This is a genomic window from Pseudomonas azotoformans (assembly GCF_001579805.1).
GTDB lineage: Bacteria > Pseudomonadota > Gammaproteobacteria > Pseudomonadales > Pseudomonadaceae > Aquipseudomonas > Aquipseudomonas azotoformans_A.
Genome location: NZ_CP014546.1, coordinates 2,699,577 through 2,720,882 on the forward strand (window position 1 = coordinate 2,699,577; position 21,306 = coordinate 2,720,882).

20 protein-coding genes and 1 pseudogene are annotated in these 21,306 nt (G+C 60.7%); 14 read left to right on the top strand and 7 right to left on the bottom strand.

The genetic code is table 11. The features are described from left to right. Positions 1-6 precede the first annotated feature (6 nt). The 3 genes and pseudogenes from AYR47_RS12520 to AYR47_RS12530 all read left to right on the top strand — a co-directional run bounded on the left by AYR47_RS12520 (position 7) and on the right by AYR47_RS12530 (position 2,115). Positions 7-573: pseudogene (locus AYR47_RS12520) on the top strand (RNA polymerase sigma factor). Next, positions 570-1,547, top strand: a complete 978-nt coding sequence (locus AYR47_RS12525; RefSeq protein ID WP_061435423.1) for a FecR family protein — start codon at positions 570-572, stop codon at positions 1,545-1,547. Before AYR47_RS12520 ends, AYR47_RS12525 begins: the two are co-directional and overlap by 4 nt. Positions 1,548-1,611: 64 nt before the next feature. After that, entirely contained in the window at positions 1,612-2,115 is a 504-nt protein-coding gene (locus AYR47_RS12530) for a GNAT family N-acetyltransferase (protein ID WP_061435425.1), read from the top strand. A gap of 22 nt (positions 2,116-2,137) precedes the next feature. Here AYR47_RS12530 and AYR47_RS12535 read toward each other — a convergent pair whose 3' ends face one another. Together AYR47_RS12535 and yejK are read right to left on the bottom strand one after the other, a co-directional pair. Beyond that, on the bottom strand, positions 2,138-2,488 hold the full coding sequence (locus tag AYR47_RS12535; protein WP_061435426.1) for a glutaredoxin family protein: 351 nt from the start codon (positions 2,486-2,488) through the stop codon (positions 2,138-2,140). Further along, entirely contained in the window at positions 2,488-3,492 is a 1,005-nt protein-coding gene (gene yejK, locus AYR47_RS12540; RefSeq protein WP_010212893.1) for a nucleoid-associated protein YejK, read from the bottom strand. The genes AYR47_RS12535 and yejK overlap by 1 nt, the downstream gene beginning before the upstream one ends. Positions 3,493-3,888: 396 nt before the next feature. Between yejK and AYR47_RS12545 the strand changes: the two genes are divergently transcribed. Continuing rightward, positions 3,889-4,170 (top strand): HU family DNA-binding protein, encoded by a 282-nt coding sequence (locus tag AYR47_RS12545; protein ID WP_003188840.1) that lies wholly within the window; start codon positions 3,889-3,891, stop codon positions 4,168-4,170. Between the two features lie 64 nt (positions 4,171-4,234). Here the strand turns inward: AYR47_RS12545 and rlmF are convergent, their stop codons facing one another. The 5 genes from rlmF to AYR47_RS12570 form a co-directional block, all read right to left on the bottom strand. After that, positions 4,235-5,254: a 23S rRNA (adenine(1618)-N(6))-methyltransferase RlmF gene (rlmF, locus tag AYR47_RS12550; RefSeq protein ID WP_033902456.1), complete on the bottom strand. Its 1,020-nt coding sequence runs from the start codon at positions 5,252-5,254 to the stop codon at positions 4,235-4,237. A 112-nt stretch (positions 5,255-5,366) separates the two neighbouring features. After that, complete coding sequence (locus AYR47_RS12555; RefSeq protein WP_061435427.1) at positions 5,367-8,213, bottom strand: valine--tRNA ligase; 2,847 nt, start codon at positions 8,211-8,213, stop codon at positions 5,367-5,369. A gap of 101 nt (positions 8,214-8,314) precedes the next feature. Continuing rightward, positions 8,315-8,698 (bottom strand): hypothetical protein, encoded by a 384-nt coding sequence (locus AYR47_RS12560; RefSeq protein WP_033902454.1) that lies wholly within the window; start codon positions 8,696-8,698, stop codon positions 8,315-8,317. Between the two features lie 7 nt (positions 8,699-8,705). Next, positions 8,706-9,134 (bottom strand): DNA polymerase III subunit chi, encoded by a 429-nt coding sequence (locus AYR47_RS12565; RefSeq protein ID WP_033902453.1) that lies wholly within the window; start codon positions 9,132-9,134, stop codon positions 8,706-8,708. A 54-nt stretch (positions 9,135-9,188) separates the two neighbouring features. Next, complete coding sequence (locus AYR47_RS12570) at positions 9,189-10,679, bottom strand: leucyl aminopeptidase (protein ID WP_033902452.1); 1,491 nt, start codon at positions 10,677-10,679, stop codon at positions 9,189-9,191. A 283-nt stretch (positions 10,680-10,962) separates the two neighbouring features. Between AYR47_RS12570 and lptF the strand changes: the two genes are divergently transcribed. From lptF to tadA, 10 genes are all read left to right on the top strand, one after another. Then, a complete protein-coding gene (gene lptF, locus AYR47_RS12575) occupies positions 10,963-12,081 on the top strand; it encodes an LPS export ABC transporter permease LptF (protein ID WP_028618984.1) in 1,119 nt (372 codons plus the stop codon). Further along, positions 12,074-13,153, top strand: a complete 1,080-nt coding sequence (gene lptG, locus AYR47_RS12580) for an LPS export ABC transporter permease LptG (RefSeq protein WP_033902451.1) — start codon at positions 12,074-12,076, stop codon at positions 13,151-13,153. Before lptF ends, lptG begins: the two co-directional genes overlap by 8 nt. A 151-nt stretch (positions 13,154-13,304) precedes the next feature. Then, the gene (lepA, locus tag AYR47_RS12585) at positions 13,305-15,104 is read left to right on the top strand and encodes a translation elongation factor 4 (protein ID WP_003210439.1); all 1,800 of its coding nucleotides are present in this window, start codon (positions 13,305-13,307) and stop codon (positions 15,102-15,104) included. A gap of 5 nt (positions 15,105-15,109) precedes the next feature. Beyond that, the gene (gene lepB, locus AYR47_RS12590; RefSeq protein ID WP_033902450.1) at positions 15,110-15,964 is read left to right on the top strand and encodes a signal peptidase I; all 855 of its coding nucleotides are present in this window, start codon (positions 15,110-15,112) and stop codon (positions 15,962-15,964) included. Positions 15,965-16,114: 150 nt separating this feature from the next. Beyond that, positions 16,115-16,804 (top strand): ribonuclease III, encoded by a 690-nt coding sequence (gene rnc, locus AYR47_RS12595; RefSeq protein WP_033902449.1) that lies wholly within the window; start codon positions 16,115-16,117, stop codon positions 16,802-16,804. Beyond that, entirely contained in the window at positions 16,797-17,699 is a 903-nt protein-coding gene (era, locus tag AYR47_RS12600; RefSeq protein ID WP_033902448.1) for a GTPase Era, read from the top strand. The genes rnc and era overlap by 8 nt, the downstream gene beginning before the upstream one ends. 144 nt (positions 17,700-17,843) lie before the next feature. Next, positions 17,844-18,533, top strand: a complete 690-nt coding sequence (gene recO, locus AYR47_RS12605; protein WP_016978272.1) for a DNA repair protein RecO — start codon at positions 17,844-17,846, stop codon at positions 18,531-18,533. A 51-nt stretch (positions 18,534-18,584) separates the two neighbouring features. Further along, positions 18,585-19,328 carry a pyridoxine 5'-phosphate synthase gene (gene pdxJ / locus AYR47_RS12610; protein WP_033902447.1) on the top strand — a complete coding sequence of 248 codons (744 nt, stop codon included), beginning with the start codon at positions 18,585-18,587 and terminating at the stop codon, positions 19,326-19,328. A gap of 103 nt (positions 19,329-19,431) precedes the next feature. Next, a complete protein-coding gene (locus tag AYR47_RS12615; RefSeq protein ID WP_061449422.1) occupies positions 19,432-20,808 on the top strand; it encodes a multicopper oxidase family protein in 1,377 nt (458 codons plus the stop codon). Continuing rightward, complete coding sequence (tadA, locus tag AYR47_RS12620; RefSeq protein ID WP_033902446.1) at positions 20,808-21,305, top strand: tRNA adenosine(34) deaminase TadA; 498 nt, start codon at positions 20,808-20,810, stop codon at positions 21,303-21,305. The genes AYR47_RS12615 and tadA overlap by 1 nt, the downstream gene beginning before the upstream one ends. Position 21,306: the final 1 nt, after the last annotated feature.

Below are 21,306 nucleotides of genomic sequence, written 5' to 3' on the forward strand. Positions count from 1 at the left end.
CCCGTCATGATGATCAGCACGCCACCCGAGTCCCAGGACAGCCCGCACGCTGACGCGGCGGGTGGACGTGCGCATTTCCTGCAGGTGTTCTTGTCCTAGCGTTCGCAGATGGAAGCCCTGGTGAGTCGCCGCGTGGGCTGCCGCGCCACGGCGGCCGACCTGGTGCAGGACCTGTTCCTGCGTTTCTGGCGCCGGCCGCTGGTACAGGTCGAAGAACTCAGCACTTACCTGCTGCGTTGCGCCGGCAACATCGCCATCGACCACCTGCGCAGCGAAGGCGCGCGGGTACGCAGCAGTGAAGGCTGGCTGCCTGAACAGCAAGACAACCAAGGTTCCGAACCCCAGGCGGCACTGGAAGCCGGCAATGACTTGCGCCATGTCGAAGCCGCCTTGCGCAGCCTGCCGGAGCGTACGCGGCAGATTTTCCTGCTCAACCGCATCCACGGCCGCAAGTACGCAGAAATCGCCAAGTCCATGGGCCTGTCCCAAAGTGCCGTGGAAAAACATATGATGCGTGCCCTCGAAGCCTGCAAAGCCAGCCTTCGCGAACCATCGCCAGGGAAAGCACCGTGAACGTCACTCCTACGCCCGCCCAGGAACAAGCCGCGCTGGCCTGGTTGAGCCTGCTGCATGACCAGCCCAGCAGTGGCGACCAGGCCACTTTCAGCCAGTGGTTGCGGGCAGATCCGGCGCACGTCGAGGCCTATTCCCAGGCCCAGGTGTTGTGGGAGTTGAGCGAAGTGCCAGCGCGCAAGCTGGCGGATGAAGAGGCGTTGGTGTTGCAGGGCTACCTCAATGCCATGAACGCCCCGAAACGCTCGCGGGTGGCGCGTTGGTCCGGCGCCTTGGCGATGGCTGCGTGCCTGCTGTTGATGGTGTCCACGGGCGCCGGCTGGCAGCCGTCACGCTGGATCGATGACTTCGGTGCCGACTACGTGACCGCGCCGGGCGAAGTCAAAACCGTCACGCTGGCGGATAATTCCCAAGTCACCCTCGATGCCGACAGTGCGATTGCCGTGGATTTCAACCATGGCGAACGGCACATCCAGCTGCGTCGAGGCGCCGGTTTTTTCAGCGTGACCCACACCGGGCAATCCTTTGTGGTGGAGGCGGGCAGTGGTGAAGCGCGGGTGCTGGGGACGCAATTCGAAGTGCGCCTGCAACCGGCAGGCGCTCAGGTGACGGTGTTGTCCGGACGGGTTGGCGTGACGCCGTCCAAGCAAGGTGCGCAGCAAATTCTTACGGCGGGACAGCAAGTGGCCTACGTAGACGGCGTTGCTGACCCTCTGCACGCGGTGGACAGCGAATCACGCCTGGCCTGGCGCGACGGTTGGCTCAATTACTACAAGGCGCCGTTGGCGGACGTGGTCAAGGACCTGGAGCGTTACTATCCAGGGCGCATCCTGTTGCTCAACGAAGCGATGGGCGCCAAGCGCGTCAGCGGCAGTTTCCCGAGCAAGGACCCGCAGGCGGTGTTGAATGCCTTGCAGGCCGTGCTTGGCTTTGAGCAGCACCACGTGCTCGGGCGGATGATCGTGGTGCGTTAGGCGCATCAGAGCTTTTAATGCGGTCCTTGATGGGCGCCGCCGGATAAAAAATGGAGCGCTCAGGATGCAGTTACAGTTTGCCGCCACGGATAACCCTTCGGTCACGCTTGTCGTGACTCAACCCAGCGACTTCGAAGCGCTTGTCGCCCTTCGGATTGAAGCCATGCGTGAAAGTCTTGAACGTATTGGCCGATTCGACCCTGTACGCGCCCGAGAGCGTTTTCGTGAGGGCTTTAGTGCCACCTTCACTCGCCATATCGAGGTTTCCGGCCAGCGGGTGGGTTTCGTGGTCGTTAAACCTGATTACGATGGGTGGTTGCTTGATCACCTGTACATCAAGCCCAACGCACAGGGGGTGGGGATCGGTTCGGTTGTCCTTCGACACATCTTCATGGAGGCGGATTCTGCGGCCATGACATTGCGGGTGGGTGCCCTCAGGGAAAGCGCTTCAAATCGTTTTTATACGCGGCATGGCTTTCAGTTCGTCGAAAGTAGCGAATTCGACAATTACTATGTTCGCAGCCCTCAGGACAATCACACGTATCTGAACAGAAAACCCACTTCCTGATCCCGACGTTGAGTAGGTTGGTTTATTTCAAAGCGGCCATGATCGCTTCCGGGTCGTAGTCACGGATCAGCGTGCCGTTCACGTCTACAAACGGAATCCCGCCCCCGCCCAACGCCTCATACGCATTGCGAGCCTGGGCGTCCTTCTCTATATCGAACGCCTGGTAGGGGATACCCTTCTGGTCCAGAAAGCGGCGGATCTGCTTGCAGTAACCGCACCACTCGGTGGCATAAAGCACCACACGCGCTGAAGCACGTACCTGCTCCGGCGCCACCTGTGAAGGGTTGAACACCCGCTCGATCTTGCCCCAGTTCTGGATCACCACCACGACCAGCAACACCAGCAGGACTTTCTTGAAAACCCCACCGAGCATCAGTTACGGCGCTTGAGCTGATCAGTCAGTTGAGTCGGCAGACCCTTGATGATCAAGGTGCCGGCAGCTTCGTCGTACTCGATCTTGTCGCCCAGCAGGTGCGCTTCAAAGCTGATGGACAAGCCTTCGGCACGGCCGGTGAAGCGGCGGAACTGGTTGAGGGTGCGCTTGTCCGCCGGGATTTCCGGCGACAGGCCGTAGTCCTTGTTGCGGATGTGGTCGTAGAACGCCTTAGGCCGATCTTCATCGATCAACCCTGACAATTCTTCCAGCCCCATCGGTTCACCGAGCTTGGCCTGGCTGCTGGCGTAATCCACCAAAGTCTTGGTTTTCTCGCGGGCGGATTCGTCCGGCAGGTCTTCGCTTTCGACAAAGTCACTGAAGGCCTTGAGCAGGGTACGGGTCTCGCCCGGGCCGTCGACGCCTTCCTGGCAGCCGATGAAGTCGCGGAAGTATTCCGAGACCTTCTTGCCGTTCTTGCCCTTGATAAACGAGATGTACTGCTTGGACTGCTTGTTGTTTTGCCACTCGGACACGTTGATGCGGGCCGCCAGGTGCAATTGACCGAGGTCCAGGTGGCGCGACGGGGTCACGTCCAGCTCGTCGGTCACCGCCACGCCTTCGCTGTGGTGCAGCAGGGCGATGGCCAGGTAATCGGTCATGCCTTGCTGGTAGTGGGCGAACAGCACATGGCCGCCGGTGGAGAGGTTGGACTCCTCCATCAGCTTCTGCAGATGCTCGACCGCCGTACGGCTGAAGGTGGTGAAATCCTGACCACCGTCGAAATACTCCTTCAACCAGCCGCTGAACGGGTGCGCGCCGGATTCGGCATGGAAGAAACCCCAGGCCTTGCCTTGTTTGGCGTTATAGCTCTCGTTGAGGTCGGCAAGCATGTTCTCGATGGCGGCCGACTCGGCAAGCTCGGAGTCGCGGGCGTGGAGAACTGCAGGTGTGCCGTCGGGTTTTTTGTCGATCAGGTGGACGATGCAATGACGGATCGGCATAGGCTTCTCGGCTGGTTGAGCGGGGAGCGGTGGGCCTCCCCGAAAAGTCGCCAAGTGTACCGCACCATTGGCCGAGACGGGCTTCGAAGGGTGTTTTGGGCGCCGTCCGACGGGCCATATGCCTTTTTTTCACGGTTTAGAGCGATAAAGCTGACCAAATGGGTAGGTAGAAGCGGATATTTCCCCGTCTCTGTGCTAGTTTTGCCCCGTCTTACGCCAAGTCTCGGCGATAAGCGTGCATTCAGCATCTGTCAGGTCGAACCAATCCCCGTTTCAAGCATCTATAACCCCGATCTCCGTGGTTATAGCCGGGGGTGCCAGGCCTAGACGGTCGGGCTCGACGGCTGACACTGCACTCTGCAATCCATATGAATTTGATAGGGAAGGAACACCACAATGGCTATTACTAAAGACCAACTGATCGCTGACCTGGCTGAAGCAGTAGACGCACCGAAAACCACCGTGCGCGCTCTGCTGGACCAACTGAGCCAAGTTGTTGCTGACCAGCTGGAAAACGGCGGCGAAATCACTCTGCCAGGCGTTGGCAAACTGAAAGTGACCGAGCGTCCTGCCCGTACTGGCCGTAACCCTTCGACTGGCGCTGCCATCGAAATCGCTGCCAAGAAAGTTATCAAGCTGGTTGTGGCCAAAGGCCTGACCGACGCTGTTAACAAGTAAGACGCAGCAAAAAAAACCGTGCTCCGGAGCGATCCGGGCACGGTTTTTTGTTGCCTGCGATTTGTCAGTCGCGAACCCAGCGCTGGCGCCAGATCTGTTGTTCGTTTTTGGTTTGGAAGGTCCACGCCACAAATCGGCTTTGTTTCTGGCCCTGGGACATTTCCACGACCTGGCTTTCCAGGACACCGGCCTTTTTCAGGGCGGTCTCGATGGCGGGCAAGTTCGATGCTTTTGACACCAGGGTGCTGAACCACAACACCTTGTGGGCAAAATGCGCGCTCTCGGCGATCAGTTGCGTTACAAAACGCGCTTCACCGCCTTCACACCACAGCTCGGCCGATTGGCCGCCGAAGTTCAGCACCGGCAACTTGCGCTTCGGATCGGCCTTGCCCAGGGCGCGCCACTTGCGTTCGCTGCCTTTGGTCGCTTCCTCCATGGACGCATGGAACGGCGGGTTGCACATGGTCAGGTCAAAACGCTCGCCCGGCTCCAGCAGGCCCAGCAGGATCTGCTTGGGATTGCTCTGCTGGCGCAGCTGGATGACCTTGCTCAGGTCATTGGACTGCACGATGGCCTTGGCGGCGGCCACGGCGATAGGGTCGACTTCCGAGCCCAGGAAATTCCAGCGGTATTCCATGTAGCCAATCAGCGGGTAGACGCAGTTGGCGCCCATGCCGATGTCCAGCACCTTGACGATAGAACCGCGCGGGATCTTGCCATCGTTGGTGCTGGCCAGCAGGTCAGCCAGGAAGTGTACGTAGTCCGCACGCCCCGGTACCGGTGGGCACAGGTAGTCCTGCGGGATGTCCCAGTGCTGGATGCCATAGAAGGCTTTCAGCAGCGCTCGGTTGAACACCCGCACCGCATCCGGGCTGGCGAAGTCGATACTTTCCTTGCCGTACGGGTTGATGATCACGAATTTCGCCAGTTCCGGCGTGGTCTTGATCAGCGCCGGGAAGTCGTAACGGCCTGTGTGGCGGTTGCGCGGGTGCAGGGTCGCCTCTTTACGCGGCGCGACGGGCTTGGCCGGGGCGGCGGTTTTGGGCTTCTTGCGTGGAGGCTTGGGCGTGCTGGGGGCGGTCATGATGATTCTGGTGTTGGCTCAAAGTGGTGGGCATTGTCCCACATTCTCCGGCGACTTACGGCAGGCATAAAAAAAGAGACCCGAAGGTCTCTTTTTTCACACGGTTTACACCTTACAGGCTGGAAATCCGCGCATGTTGCTCTGCCAGCTTGCCCAGGGCCTGTTCAGCCTCGGCCAGCTTGGCGCGTTCTTTCTCGATCACTTCAGCCGGTGCCTTGTCGACGAAGGCCGCGTTGGACAGCTTGCCGCCCACGCGTTGCACTTCGCCTTGCAGGCGGCCGATTTCCTTGTCGAGACGCGCCAGTTCGGCATCTTTGTCGATCAAGCCGGCCATCGGCACCAGCACTTCCATTTCGCCAACCAGTGCGGTGGCGGACAGCGGTGCTTCTGCGCCGGGCGCCAATACGGTGATCGACTCCAGCTTCGCCAACTTCTTGAGCAGCGCATCGTTCTCGGTAAGACGACGCTGGTCTTCAGCACTGGCGTTCTTCACAAACACCGCCAATGGCTTGCCCGGCCCGATGTTCATCTCGGCACGGATGTTGCGCGTGCCCATCATCAGGGTCTTGAGCCATTCGATATCGCTTTCGGCTGCCTCATCGATGCGCGCTTCATTGGCCACTGGCCAAGGCTGCAGCATGATGGTCTTGCCTTCGATACCGGCCAGCGGCGCCAGGCGCTGCCAGATTTCTTCGGTGATGAACGGCATGAACGGGTGTGCCAAACGCAGCGCCACTTCCAGTACGCGCACCAGGGTGCGACGGGTGCCGCGCTGGCGTTCGACCGGCGCGTTTTCGTCCCACAAGACTGGCTTGGACAGTTCCAGGTACCAGTCGCAATACTGGTTCCAGATGAACTCGTACAAAGCCTGTGCGGCCAGGTCGAAACGGAACTGGTCGAGCTGACGGGTCACTTCGGCTTCGGTGCGTTGCAGCTGCGAAATGATCCAGCGGTCGGCCAGGCTCAGCTCGACGGCTTCGCCGTTCTGGCCGCAGTCTTCGCCCTTGTCCAGCACGTAGCGCGCCGCGTTCCAGATCTTGTTGCAGAAGTTGCGATAGCCTTCGACGCGGCCCATGTCGAACTTGATGTCGCGACCCGTGGACGCCAGCGAGCAGAAGGTGAAGCGCAGGGCGTCGGTGCCGTAGCTGGCGATGCCGTCGGCGAATTCGTCGCGGGTCTGCTTCTCGATCTTCTTCGCCAGTTTCGGCTGCATCAGGCCCGAGGTGCGTTTTTGCACCAGGGTTTCCAGGTCGATGCCGTCGATGATGTCCAGTGGGTCCAGCACGTTGCCCTTGGACTTGGACATCTTCTGGCCCTGGCCATCACGCACCAGGCCGTGCACGTACACGGTCTTGAACGGTACTTGCGGCGTGCCATCCTCGTTCTTCACCAAGTGCATGGTCAGCATGATCATCCGGGCAACCCAGAAGAAAATGATGTCGAAACCGGTAACCAGCACGTCGGTGGAATGGAATTTCTTCAGGAATTCGGTCTGCTGCGGCCAGCCCAGGGTGGAGAAGGTCCACAGGCCCGAGCTGAACCAGGTATCCAGTACGTCGTTGTCCTGTTGCAGCGCAATGTCGGCACCGAGGTTGTGCTTGGCGCGCACTTCGGCTTCGTCGCGGCCTACATAGACCTTGCCCGACTCGTCGTACCAGGCCGGAATGCGGTGGCCCCACCACAACTGACGGCTGATGCACCAATCCTGGATGTCACGCATCCACGAGAAATACATGTTTTCGTACTGTTTCGGCACGAATTGGATGCGGCCATCTTCCACGGCGGCGATGGCAGGTTCTGCCAACGGCTTGGTGGACACGTACCACTGGTCGGTCAACCACGGCTCGATCACGGTGCCGGAACGGTCGCCTTTCGGCACTTTAAGGCCGTGGTCGTCAACGCTCACCAGCAAACCTGCGGCGTCGAAGGCGGCCACGATCTGCTTGCGTGCTTCGAAACGGTCAAGGCCGGCGTATTCGGCCGGGATCTTGCCGTCGATGCTCTCGTTCAGCGTACCGTCCAGGTTAAACACCTGGCAGGCTGGCAGTACGGCGGCGTTTTTGTCGAAGATATTCAGCAGCGGCAGGTTATGGCGCTTGCCGACTTCGTAGTCGTTGAAATCGTGGGCCGGGGTGATTTTCACGCAGCCGGTGCCGAATTCAGGGTCGCAGTAGTCGTCCGCGATAATCGGGATGCGGCGGCCGACCAATGGCAGCTCGACGAACTTGCCGATCAGCGCCTGGTAGCGCTCGTCGTTCGGGTTAACCGCGACGGCGGCATCGCCGAGCATGGTTTCCGGACGGGTGGTGGCGACGATCAGGTAGTCGTTGCCTTCAGCGGTCTTGGCGCCGTCGGCCAGCGGGTACTTGAGGTTCCACAGGAAACCTTTCTCGTCGTGGTTTTCCACTTCGAGGTCGGAAATTGCCGTGTGCAACTTGGTGTCCCAGTTGACCAGGCGCTTGCCGCGGTAGATCAGGCCGTCTTCATGCAGGCGCACGAAGGCTTCTTTCACGGCTTCCGACAGACCGTCGTCCATGGTGAAGCGCTCGCGGCTCCAGTCAACGGACGAGCCCAGGCGACGGATCTGACGGCTGATGTTGCCGCCGGACTGGTCTTTCCATTCCCAGATCTTTTCCAGGAATTTCTCGCGGCCCAGGTCATGACGGCTCTGGCCGGTGGCTTCGAGTTGGCGTTCCACCAGCATCTGGGTGGCGATACCGGCGTGGTCGGTACCCGGTTGCCACAGGGTGTTGCGGCCCTGCATGCGGCGGAAACGGATCAACGCATCCATGATCGCATTATTGAAGCCATGGCCCATGTGCAGGCTGCCAGTGACGTTCGGTGGCGGAATCATGATGGTGTAGGAATCGCCCGCGCCTTGCGGGGCGAAATAATTCTCGGATTCCCAGGTGTTGTACCAGGAAGTTTCGATGGCGTGCGGCTGGTAGGTCTTATCCATGCGCGGCGGGACCCTAGTTGGCATTTATTCAGGAAAGCCGGCAAGTATAACGGGGGATAGGGGAGAGGGGTAGGAGCGAGCAAAATCGCTCCTGATAGGACTTATGACTGGTATTGGCTCAACAACCGCTCCATCCGCGCATCCAGCCGGCGCTTGATCTCGGTCTCGATATGCGGGGCAAAGTCGTCGATCACGTCTTGCATGATCAACTGCGCGGCGGCGCGCAGTTCGTTGTCCAGGTGCAGCAGCAAGGCGTCTGGCCCTTTTTCAGCAGCGGCAGGTTCGACGGCGGGGGCTACCGCAACCGGCTCCGGCGCGACGGGTTTGCCGCCGACCATGTCGAACAACAGCGGAATCTGTACCTCGCCCTCGACCGTCTCGGTCAACAGCGGCGGTTGCAAGTCATCATCACCGAGCAACTGACGGATCGACTCCAGGTCGTCCAGCAGGTGGTCGTCTTTTTTTATAGGGTTGGGATTGTCCATCATGTACTCAAAGTCGTTGTAGCCGGTGATCTTGCAGAGGATAGCCCTGTTCGCGGTAGAAACGGAAACTCTCCCGCGCGGCCTGACGAATCGCCGGGTCTTCCACCACCACTTCCGCCACACGGGCGAAGGCCTTGGCGAACGGCGGTACTTTCAGGTCCAGGTTGACCAGCAGGTCCTGGTGATCGCCACAACTGTCGCCTAAACCCAGGACAACCAGGCCGTCGGGTTCGGACTCGGCGGGGCCGTGAGGCACGAAACTTTCGCCCTTGAAGCGCCACAGTCGGGCATCCAGCTCGTCGCGTTGGGCGGCATCGCTGCAATGCAGGTAGATGCGGTGGCCCATGCGCCAGGCTTTTTCGGTGAGTTTGCAGGCAAAGTCCAGGCGCGCGAGCGGGTCGGCGCTGGGCAATATATAGAAGTCGACTTGGGTCATTGCGGTTCCTGAGGCCGGGGCGGTGAGACAATCACCACCCCGGCGTCTTCAGTTTCAGGCCTTGGCGCGATCCAGCAGGTACTGGGTCAGCAGGGGAACCGGACGGCCGGTTGCGCCCTTGTCCTTGCCGCCACTGGTCCAGGCCGTGCCGGCGATGTCCAGGTGTGCCCAGTTGAAGTTCTTGGCAAAGCGCGACAGGAAGCAGGCCGCAGTGATGGTGCCGGCTTTCGGGCCGCCGATGTTGGCGATGTCGGCGAACGGGCTGTCCAGCTGTTCCTGGTACTCATCGAACAGCGGCAGTTGCCAGGCACGGTCGTCGGCGGCTTTGCCGGCGCTGAGCAGTTGCTCGATCAGCTCATCGCTGTTGCCCAGCAGGCCCGAGGTGTGGGAGCCCAGGGCGACGATGCAGGCGCCGGTCAGGGTGGCGATGTCGATCACCGCCTGTGGCTTGAAGCGCTCGGCGTAGGTCAGGGCATCGCACAGCACCAGGCGGCCTTCGGCGTCGGTGTTGAGGATTTCGACGGTCTGGCCGCTCAGGGTGGTGACGATGTCGCCCGGACGGGTCGCGCCGCCGCTCGGCATGTTCTCGGCACAGGCCAGGATGCACACCAGGTTGATCGGCAGCTTGAGTTCCAGCACGGCGCGCAGGGTGCCGAACACGCTGGCGGCGCCGCCCATGTCGTACTTCATTTCGTCCATGCCCAAGCCCGGCTTGAGGCTGATGCCGCCGGTGTCAAAGGTGATGCCTTTACCGACCAGGGCGTAAGGCTTCTCGGACTTCTTGCCGCCGTTGTATTGCATCACGATCAGGCGAGGCGGCTGGTCGCTGCCCTGGCCCACGGCATAGAACGAGCCCATGCCCAGTTCCTTGATCTTCTTCTCGTCCAGCACTTCGACCTTCAGGCCCTTGAACTCTTTGCCCAGCGCCTTGGCTTGTTCGCCGAGGAACGTCGGGTGGCAGATGTTCGGCGGCAGGTTGCCCAGGTCACGGGTAAACGACATGCCGTTGGCGATGGCGGTCGCGTGGGTTACGGCGCGCTCAACTTCAGCCTGCGCGGCCTTGATGGTCAGCAGGGTGATTTTCTTCAGGGCGCGGGGTTCGGCCTTAGTGCTCTTGAATTGGTCGAAAAGGTAGCCGCCGTCCACCAGGCTCTCGGCCAGCAGGCGGGTCTTGCCGTAGCTGTCACGGCCTTTGACCACGACTTCATCGAGTGCCAGCGCGGCGTCAGTGCCGCCCAGGCCCTTGAGGGTGGTGAGGATGCCGCTGACGATTTTGCGGAACGGACGGTCGCCCAGTTCAGCGTCCTTGCCCACGCCTACCAGCAATACGCGGTCGGCTTTCAGGTTGGGCAGGCTCTGCAACAGCAGGCTCTGGCCGACTTTGCCGGCCAGGTCGCCGCGCTTGAGCACTGCGCTGATGGCGCCGCCGCTGAGTTCGTCGAGTTGCTTGGCGGCAACGCCGAGCTTGCGGCCTTCGCCGATGGCGACCACGAGGGTGGCGGTTTTCAACGTTTCGGGGCTAACGCTTTTTACAACCAATTCCATTTTCGGGTCCCTTATAAAGGTCGGTTAGCCAGGAGTCTGTACTCCGGCTTTAATACCAGGCAGCTGTGTAAACCGCCGGCGACAAAGGCCGCAGTTTGAACCTCGCCGGCGGAGCCTGACAACCCTTGTCACCCGCTTTGTGCACGTGCATGAGCAAGCTCCGTGACAGGCGCGGTCAATCACAGGATAATGCGCCATCTTTTTAGCCGGCCCGTGCAAGCGGGCTGACTCGGTATGCTTGCTTGTTTGGCCGCCTTAGCCTGACAACCCTGGAGTGTCTGGTTTGATCGTCTTCCGTTATCTGTCCCGCGAAGTCCTGTTGACCCTGAGTGCCGTGAGTGCGGTTTTGCTGGTCATCATCATGAGTGGTCGTTTCGTCAAATACCTGGCCCAGGCTGCCTCCGGCGCACTGGATCCGGGCTCGCTGTTCCTGATCATGGGCTTTCGCCTGCCGGGCTTCCTGCAGCTGATCTTGCCGCTCGGCCTGTTCCTCGGGATCCTGCTGGCCTACGGCCGCCTTTACCTCGAAAGCGAAATGACCGTGCTCTCGGCCACCGGCATGAGCCAACAGCGCCTGTTGGGCATGACCATGATCCCGGCCGCCGGCGTCGCGCTGATCGTGGCCTGGCTGAGCCTGAGCCTGGCCCCCCAGGGCGCCATGCAGTTTCAGTTGGTACTGAATAAACAGGACGCGATGACCGAGTTCGACACCCTCGAGCCGGGCCGCTTCCAGGCGCTCAATGACGGTTCACGGGTGACCTACACCGAAACCCTGACCGACGACCGCGCCAACCTGGGCGGCGTGTTCATCTCCGAGAAGCGCCTGGGCCAGGACAAGAAGGACCGTGGCATTTCCGTACTGGTGGCCGATTCCGGTCGCCAGGAAGTGCGTCCTGACGGCAGTCGCTACCTGATCCTGGAAAATGGCTATCGCTACGATGGCAGTCCGGGCATGGCCGATTACCGTGCGATCAAATACGACACCTATGGCGTGATGCTGGCCCGTCCGGATATCAGCGACGAAGTCACCGACCGCGACGCCATCCCGACCACCGAGCTGTTCGGCAGCAAGGAGCTGCGCTCGATTGCCGAGCTGCAATGGCGGATTTCCCTGCCGCTGCTGGTGTTTATCGTGACCTTGATGGCGGTGCCGCTGTCGCGCGTCAATCCGCGTCAGGGCCGCTTCCTCAAGCTGTTGCCGGCGATCCTGCTGTACATGGCTTACCTCACCATTCTGATTTCCGCCCGTGGTTCCCTGGAGAAGGGCAAGCTGTCGCCAACCCTGGGCTTGTGGTGGGTGCACGGGATCTTCCTGGTGATTGGCCTGGGCCTGCTCTATTGGGAACCGATCCGTTTGAAAATGATGAGCCGTCGTGGCCAGAAGGAGTTGGCTCGTGGCTAAGCTCGATCGCTACATTGGTAGCAGCGTACTGATCGCCATTCTGGCGGTGTTGGGCATCATCCTCGGCTTGGCATCGTTGTTCGCCTTCATCGATGAAGTGGGTAACGTCACCGACACCTACACCGTGTGGGACGTGCTGAGCTACGTGGCCCTCACCGCGCCGCGCCGCCTCTACGACATGATGCCGATGGCCGCTCTGATCGGCTGCCTGATCGGCCTGGGCAGCCTGGCCAGCAACAGCGAACTGACCATCATGCGCGCCGCCGGCGTGTCCATCGGTCGTATCGTCTGGGCGGTCATGAAGCCCATGCTGCTGCTGATGGCGTGCAGCGTGCTGATCGGTGAATACGTCGCGCCGCCGGCCGAAACCACGGCCCAGGCCAATCGTGCCCTGGCCCAGGGTTCGGGCGACGCACAAAGCTCCAAGCACGGCCTGTGGCACCGCCAGGGTGATGAATTCATCCACATCAACGCCGTGCAGCCGGGTGGCCTGTTGATTGGTGTAACGCGTTACACCTTTGACAAAGAACGCCACCTGCTGTCGTCGAGTTTCGCCAAACGTGCGCAATACAGTGGCGAAAAGTGGCAGCTGAGCGACATTACCACTACGTATTTCCGCAACATCGACAAAGGCTCAAACGCCAGCACCGAAGTGATCAATGTGCCGAGCGAAGAGTGGGACATCGCCCTTAAGCCGCAATTGCTCAATACCGTGGTGATGATCCCGGAAAGCCTGCCGATCTCCGGGCTGTGGGGTTACATCCACTACTTGAAGGACCAGGGTTTGAACAACGGTCGCTACTGGCTGGCATTTTGGGTCAAGGTGTTGCAGCCGGTGGTGACGGCCGCGTTGGTGCTGATGGCGATTTCCTTCATCTTCGGCCCATTGCGTTCCGTGACCCTCGGTCAGCGCGTATTCACCGGCGTGCTGGTGGGCTTCACCTTCCGCATCGCCCAGGACCTGCTTGGCCCGTCGAGCCTGGTGTTTGGCTTTTCGCCGCTGTTTGCGGTGCTGGTGCCCACGGCCATCTGTGCCCTGGCCGGCTTCTGGCTACTGCGCCGGGCGGGCTGATTGCGCGCTTATGAACAAAAAATGCCCCGGTCGAGAGATCGGGGCATTTTTGTTCTGGTCAGCAAAGATGACGTCTGGCCCGAGCATCAGGTACAATTCCCGGCTATTTTTCAGCGGGCAATCTGCCTGCAGCCTTTTTGAGTGTTGATCCGTGAGTGATTTGAGTCATATCCGCAATTTCTCCATCATCGCCCACATTGACCATGGTAAGTCGACGCTGGCCGATCGATTCATCCAGATGTGCGGCGGCCTTGCCGAGCGTGAAATGGAAGCCCAGGTACTGGATTCCATGGACCTCGAACGCGAGCGCGGGATCACCATCAAGGCCCACAGCGTCACCCTGTACTACACCGCCAAAGACGGTATCAAGTACCAGCTGAACTTCATTGACACCCCTGGCCACGTTGACTTCACCTACGAAGTCAGCCGCTCGCTGGCTGCCTGTGAAGGTGCGTTGCTGGTGGTGGACGCGGGCCAGGGCGTTGAAGCCCAGTCCGTCGCCAACTGCTACACGGCCATCGAACAGGGCCTTGAAGTGATGCCGGTGCTGAACAAGATCGACTTGCCACAAGCCGATCCGGACCGCGTCAAAGAAGAAATCGAAAAAATCATCGGCATTGATGCCACCGACGCCGTCGAGTGCAGCGCCAAGACCGGCCTGGGCGTCGATGAAGTGCTCGAGCGCCTGGTCAAGACCATTCCTGCGCCAACCGGCAACTACGAAGATCCGCTGCAAGCGTTGATCATCGACTCCTGGTTCGACAACTACCTGGGCGTTGTTTCCCTGGTCCGCGTGCGCCATGGCCGTGTGAAGAAAGGCGACAAGATCCTGGTCAAGTCCACCGGCAAGATCCACCTAGTGGACAGCGTCGGTGTCTTCAACCCCAAGCACACCGCTACCACTGATCTGAAAGCCGGCGAAGTAGGCTTCATCATTGCCGGTATCAAGGACATCCACGGTGCGCCAGTCGGTGACACCCTGACCTTGAGCTCCACCCCTGACGTCGACGTGCTGCCGGGCTTCAAGCGCATCCAGCCGCAAGTCTACGCCGGCCTGTTCCCGGTCAGCTCCGACGACTTCGAAGACTTCCGCGAAGCCCTGCAAAAGCTGACCCTCAACGACTCGTCGTTGCAGTACACCCCGGAAAGCTCCGACGCCCTGGGCTTCGGCTTCCGTTGCGGCTTCCTCGGCATGCTGCACATGGAGATCATCCAGGAGCGCCTCGAGCGTGAATACGACCTGGACCTGATCACCACCGCGCCGACGGTTATTTTCGAGTTGGCGCTGAAAACCGGTGAAACGATTTACGTCGACAACCCGTCCAAGCTTCCAGACCTGTCTTCCATCGAAGACATGCGCGAACCGATCGTGCGCGCCAATATTCTTGTGCCGCAGGAACACCTGGGCAACGTCATTACCCTGTGTATCGAAAAGCGTGGCGTACAGCACGACATGCTGTTCCTCGGTACCCAGGTGCAAGTGACCTACGATTTGCCGATGAACGAAGTGGTGCTGGACTTCTTCGACCGTCTCAAATCCACCAGTCGCGGCTATGCTTCGCTGGATTACCATTTCGACCGTTACCAATCGGCTAATCTGGTGAAACTGGATGTGCTGATCAACGGCGACAAGGTCGATGCCCTGGCACTCATCGTGCACAAGGACAACGCGCACTACAAAGGTCGCCAGTTGACCGAAAAGATGAAAGAACTGATTCCGCGCCAGATGTTCGACGTCGCGATCCAGGCCGCCATTGGCGGGCAGATCATTGCACGGACCTCCGTCAAGGCACTCAGAAAGAACGTACTGGCCAAATGCTACGGCGGTGACGTAAGCCGTAAGCGCAAGCTGCTTGAGAAGCAAAAGGCCGGTAAAAAACGCATGAAGCAAGTAGGTAACGTGGAAATTCCACAAGAAGCCTTCCTTGCGGTGCTCAGGTTGGATAGTTAGGTCCTATGTCGCTAAATTTCCCGCTGTTGCTGGTCATCGCCGTTGCCGTTTGCGGTCTCTTGGCGTTGCTCGATCTGGTGTTCTTCGCCCCGCGTCGGCGGGCGGCTATCGCGTCCTATCAGGGCAGCGTCAGCCAGCCCGATGGCGTGGTGATCGAGAAACTGAACAAAGAGCCGTTGCTGGTTGAGTACGGCAAGTCGTTCTTCCCGGTGTTGTTCATCGTGCTGGTGCTGCGTTCGTTCCTGGTAGAGCCGTTTCAGATCCCGTCGGGGTCGATGAAACCTACCCTGGACGTCGGCGACTTCATCCTGGTGAACAAGTTTTCCTACGGGATCCGCCTGCCGGTGATCGACAAGAAGGTCATCGAAGTCGGTGACCCGCAGCGCGGCGATGTGATGGTGTTCCGCTACCCGAGCGACCCGAACGTCAACTACATCAAGCGTGTGGTTGGCCTGCCGGGCGATGTGATCCGCTACACCAGCGACAAGCGCCTGTTCATCAACGGTGAGTCGGTGGCCGAGAAACTGATCGGCTCCGAGCCGAACAGTTTGGGCAGCGCCGAGTTGTACCAGGAAAAACTCGGTACGGTAGAGCACGAAATCCGCAAGGAAATGAGCCGCTACCGTGCCCAGCCTGACGGCCAGTGGACAGTGCCGGCCGGGCACTACTTCATGATGGGCGACAACCGCGACAACTCCAATGACAGCCGGTACTGGGATGACCCCAACATTCCCAAGGACCTGCTGGGCATGGTTCCCGACCAGAATATCGTCGGCAAGGCCTTCGCGGTCTGGATGAGCTGGCCGGAACCCAAACTCAGCCACCTGCCGAACTTCTCGCGGGTCGGGCTGATCAAGTAATACAGGCGGCGCTGTGAACACAGCGCCGAATGCTTTTCTGGGGTGGGGACAAATCTGTCCTGCCTCATGCTGTACCAACCAGGATTTGAATTTGAACACTGCGTCAATCGTCGATGGCCGCCGGTGCCACCAAACAGATATGGGTAAACCGTGACCGTTTCTCTAAGTCGTCTCGAGCGTCAGCTCGGCTACACCTTCAAGGATCAGGAATTGATGGTCCTTGCCCTCACACACCGCAGCTTTGCAGGGCGCAACAACGAGCGCCTGGAATTCCTCGGTGATGCCATCCTCAATTTCGTCGCCGGTGAAGCGCTGTTCGAACGCTTCCCCCAAGCCCGTGAAGGCCAGCTTTCGCGCCTGCGCGCACGCCTGGTGAAGGGCGAGACCCTGGCGGTGCTGGCCCGTGGCTTCGGCCTGGGCGAGTACCTGCGCCTGGGGTCCGGTGAGCTGAAGAGCGGCGGTTTCCGCCGTGAGTCGATCCTGGCCGACGCCCTCGAAGCGCTGATCGGTGCCATCTACCTCGATGCAGGCATGGAAGCAGCCAAGGAGCGCGTCACCGCGTGGCTGACCTCCGAGATTGAAAGCCTCACGCTGGTCGACACCAACAAAGACCCCAAGACCCGCCTGCAGGAATTCCTGCAGTCCCGTGGTTGCGAACTGCCACGCTACGAAGTGGTGGATATCCAGGGTGAGCCCCATTGCCGCGTGTTCTTCGTGGAATGTGAAATCACCTTACTGAACGAAAAAAGCCGAGGTCAGGGTGTGAGCCGTCGCATTGCCGAACAGGTAGCGGCCGCTGCAGCACTGATTGCCCTGGGCGTGGAGAATGGCCATGACTGATTCAACCGCAACACGCTGTGGCTATGTTGCCATCGTCGGCCGCCCGAACGTGGGCAAGTCCACGCTGCTGAACCACATCCTCGGCCAAAAGCTCGCGATCACCTCGCGCAAGCCGCAGACCACCCGCCACAACATGCTGGGCATCAAGACCGAAGGCACCGTGCAAGCGGTCTACGTCGACACCCCAGGCATGCACAAAGGTGGCGAGAAAGCCCTGAACCGCTACATGAACAAGACCGCTTCGGCGGCGTTGAAAGACGTCGACGTGGTGATTTTCGTGGTTGACCGCACCAAGTGGACCGACGAAGACCAGATGGTCCTGGAGCGTGTGCAGTACGTCACCGGCCCGCTGATCGTCGCGTTGAACAAGACCGACCGCATCGAAGACAAAGCCGAATTGATGCCGCACCTGAGCTGGTTGCAGGAACAACTGCCGAACGCGCAGATCATCCCGATCTCCGCCCAGCACGGCCACAACCTGGATGCCTTGGAGCGCGTGATCGCCGAGCACCTGCCGGAAAACGAGCATTTCTTCCCGGAAGACCAGATCACCGACCGCAGCAGCCGTTTCCTCGCCGCCGAACTGGTGCGTGAGAAAATCATGCGCCAGATGGGCGCCGAGCTGCCGTACCAGATCACCGTCGAAATTGAAGAGTTCAAGCAGCAGGGCAAGACCTTGCACATCCATGCGCTGATCCTCGTCGAACGTGACGGCCAGAAGAAAATCATCATTGGCGACAAGGGCGAACGCATCAAGCGTATCGGCACCGAAGCGCGCAAGGACATGGAATTGCTGTTCGACTCCAAGATCATGCTCAACCTGTGGGTGAAGGTGAAGGGTGGTTGGTCCGATGATGAGCGTGCATTGCGCTCCCTGGGCTACGGCGACCTCTAACACACCGCGGAACCTCTGTGTGAGCGGGCTTATGTGGGAGCTGGCTTGCCTGCGATAGCGGTGGTGAATTCACTACAGCTTTCGCGGGCAAGCCCGCTCCCACATTGGTTGGTCGCTGTTCTTAAGTTCTGCGAAGAGACTCCCATGTCCCAATCCCCGCCCCCCAGCCAACTCGCCTACGTCCTGCACAGCCGCGCCTACCGTGAGACCAGCGCCCTGGTAGACTTCCTCACGCCCCAAGGCCGCTTGCGCGCGGTCTTGCGTAGCGCACGGGGCAAGGCGGGCACATTGGCACGGCCATTCGTGGCCCTGGACGTGGAGTTTCGCGGCAAGGGCGAGCTGAAGAACGTCGGTCGCATGGAAAGCGTCGGCACGTCCGCCTGGCTCAATGGCGAGGCGCTGTTCAGTGGTCTCTACCTCAATGAGCTGTTGATCCGCCTGCTTCCTGCCGAAGACCCGCACCCGGCTGTCTTCGATCACTACGCCGCCACCTTGCTGGCCCTGGCCGAAGGGCGCCCTCTGGAACCACTGCTGCGCGCCTTCGAATGGCGCCTGCTCGACGACCTGGGTTACGGTTTCGAACTGGCCAACGACCTGCACGGCGACCCCATCGCGGCCGACGGCATGTACCGTCTGCAGGTCGACGCCGGCCTGGAGCGCGTCTACCTGCTGCAACCGGGCCTGTTCCAGGGCACCGAGCTGCTGGCCATGAGCGAAGCCGACTGGACCGCTCCCGGCGCCTTGTCTGCCGCCAAGCGCCTGATGCGCCAGGCCCTGGCCGTGCACTTGGGCGGACGGCCGCTGGTCAGTCGCGAGTTGTTTCGAAAGCCCTGACAACCCCGTGTATGCTGTGCAGCGTTTCTTTCCCTTTTCAGGAGCGCTTCCGTGACCACCAGCAATCGCATTCTTCTTGGCGTCAACATCGACCACGTCGCTACCCTGCGCCAGGCCCGGGGCACCCGTTACCCTGACCCGGTCAAGGCCGCGCTGGACGCCGAAGAAGCGGGCGCCGACGGCATCACCGTGCACCTACGCGAAGACCGCCGCCACATCCAGGAGCGTGACGTGCTGGTGCTCAAGGAAGTACTGCAAACCCGCATGAACTTCGAAATGGGCGTCACCGAGGAAATGATGCAGTTCGCCGAGCGCATCCGCCCGGCGCACATTTGCCTGGTGCCGGAAACCCGTCAGGAACTGACCACCGAAGGCGGTCTCGATGTGGCCGGCCAGGAAGCGCGGATCAAGGCCGCCGTGGAACGCCTGTCGAAGATCGGCAGTGAAGTCTCGCTGTTCATCGATGCTGACGAGCGCCAGATCGAAGCCTCGCGCCGTGTCGGTGCACCGGCCATCGAACTGCACACCGGCCGTTACGCCGATGCCACCACGCCCACCGAAGTGGCCGACGAACTGCAACGTATCATCGACGGCGTGAGCTGCGGCCTCAAGGAAGGCTTGATCGTCAACGCCGGTCACGGCCTGCACTACCACAACGTCGAAGCCGTGGCCGCGATCAAGGGCATCAATGAGTTGAACATCGGCCATGCGCTGGTGGCGCACGCGCTGTTCGTCGGTTTCAAGGGTGCCGTGGCCGAGATGAAAGCCCTGATCCTGGCGGCCACCAAGGCCTGATCCGCCTACTGCGGCAATGCGAAGCCTTACTGTTTAGCCAGGGCAGGTGTATCGTATCTGCCCTTTGCAGGCCCTGGGCCTGCGGCCGATACGTGAGGTTGTTGTGTCCCGATCCTTTTCCCGTCGACAAATCCTGGGTGGTCTTGCAGGCCTGGCCGTAGTAGGCGTCGGTGCCGGTGGCGCCTACCGCTACTGGCTGGGGAAAGTTGCCGAGGCCGAGGCGGGGCATGACTACGAGCTGATCGCCGCACCCCTGGAGGTGGAACTGGTGCCGGGCCATAAGACCGAAGCCTGGGCGTTCGGTCCGTCAGCGCCGGGCACCGAGTTGCGGGTGCGCCAGGGCGAATGGCTGCGGGTGCGTTTTATCAACCACTTGCCGGTCGCCACCACCATCCATTGGCATGGCATCCGCCTGCCGCTGGAAATGGACGGCGTGCCCTACGTCTCGCAGTTGCCGGTACTGCCCGGTGAGTATTTCGATTACAAATTCCGTGTGCCCGACGCCGGCAGCTACTGGTATCACCCCCACGTGAACAGCAGCGAAGAACTCGGCCGTGGCCTGGTCGGCCCGCTGATCATCGAAGAGCGCGAACCCACCGGTTTCAAACACGAACGCACGCTTAGCCTGAAGAGCTGGCATGTGGACGAAGAGGGCGCTTTCGTGGCCTTCAGCGTTCCTCGTGAGGCGGCACGCGGCGGCACGGCCGGGCGGTTGTCGACGATCAATGGCGTGTCCCAGGCAGTCGTCGATTTGCCCGCCGGACAGATTACTCGCGTGCGTCTGCTCAACCTCGACAACACCCTGACCTATCGCATCAACATTCCGGATGTCGAGGCGCAGATCTACGCGTTGGACGGCAACCCCATCGAGCCGCGCCCGCTGGGCAAGGAATACTGGTTGGGCCCCGGCATGCGCATCTGCCTGGCGATCAAGGCACCGCCGGCCGGCGAAGAGCTGTCGATCCGCAACGGCCCGGTACGCCTGGGTACCTTCCGTTCGGTGGCCAACGCCGATGCGCCGACCGAATGGCCGCCAGCGCTGCCGGCCAACCCGATTGCCGAGCCGGACCTGGCCAATGCGGAGAAACTCAACTTCAATTTCGAGTGGGTCGGCACGGTGTCCGTGGATGACGGGAAACCACCAAGCCTGTGGCAGATCAACGGCAAGGCCTGGGACATCACCGACAAGACCTGTGCCGACCGCCCGATCGCCAAGCTGGAAAAGGGCAAGAGTTACATTTTCGAATTGAAGAACATGACCCAGTACCAACACCCGATTCACCTGCACGGCATGAGCTTCAAGGTGATCGCCTCGAACCGACACAAGGTGATCCCATACTTCACCGACACCTACCTGCTGGGTAAAAACGAGCGCGCCCGCGTAGCGTTGGTAGCGGATAACCCAGGGGTGTGGATGTTCCACTGCCACGTGATCGACCACATGGAAACCGGCCTGATGGCCGCCATCGAGGTGGCGTGATGCGCCAGTTTCGTCCCACTGCGATCATCGACCGCAGCCGCGACCAGGATTTCATGCGCGAAGCCCTGGCCCTGGCTGCCCAAGGCGCGGCATTGGGTGAAGTGCCCGTCGGTGCGGTGCTGGTGCAAGACGGCGAAATCATCGGCCGTGGCTTCAACTGCCCCATCAGTGGCAACGACCCCAGCGCCCACGCCGAAATGGTCGCCATCCGCGCCGCCGCGCAAGCCATCAGCAACTACCGCCTGGTGGGCAGCACGCTGTATGTGACGCTGGAGCCGTGCAGCATGTGCGCGGGGCTGATCGTGCATTCGCGGATTGCGCGCGTGGTGTACGGCGCGCTGGAACCCAAAGCGGGGATCGTGCAAAGCCAGGGGCAGTTTTTTACCCAGGGCTTTCTCAATCATAAGGTGCTGTTTGAAGGGGGGGTGTTGGCCGAGGAATGCGGGACGGTCTTGAGTGAGTTCTTCAAGGCGCGAAGAGCCAAGCCGTCCCTTTGAG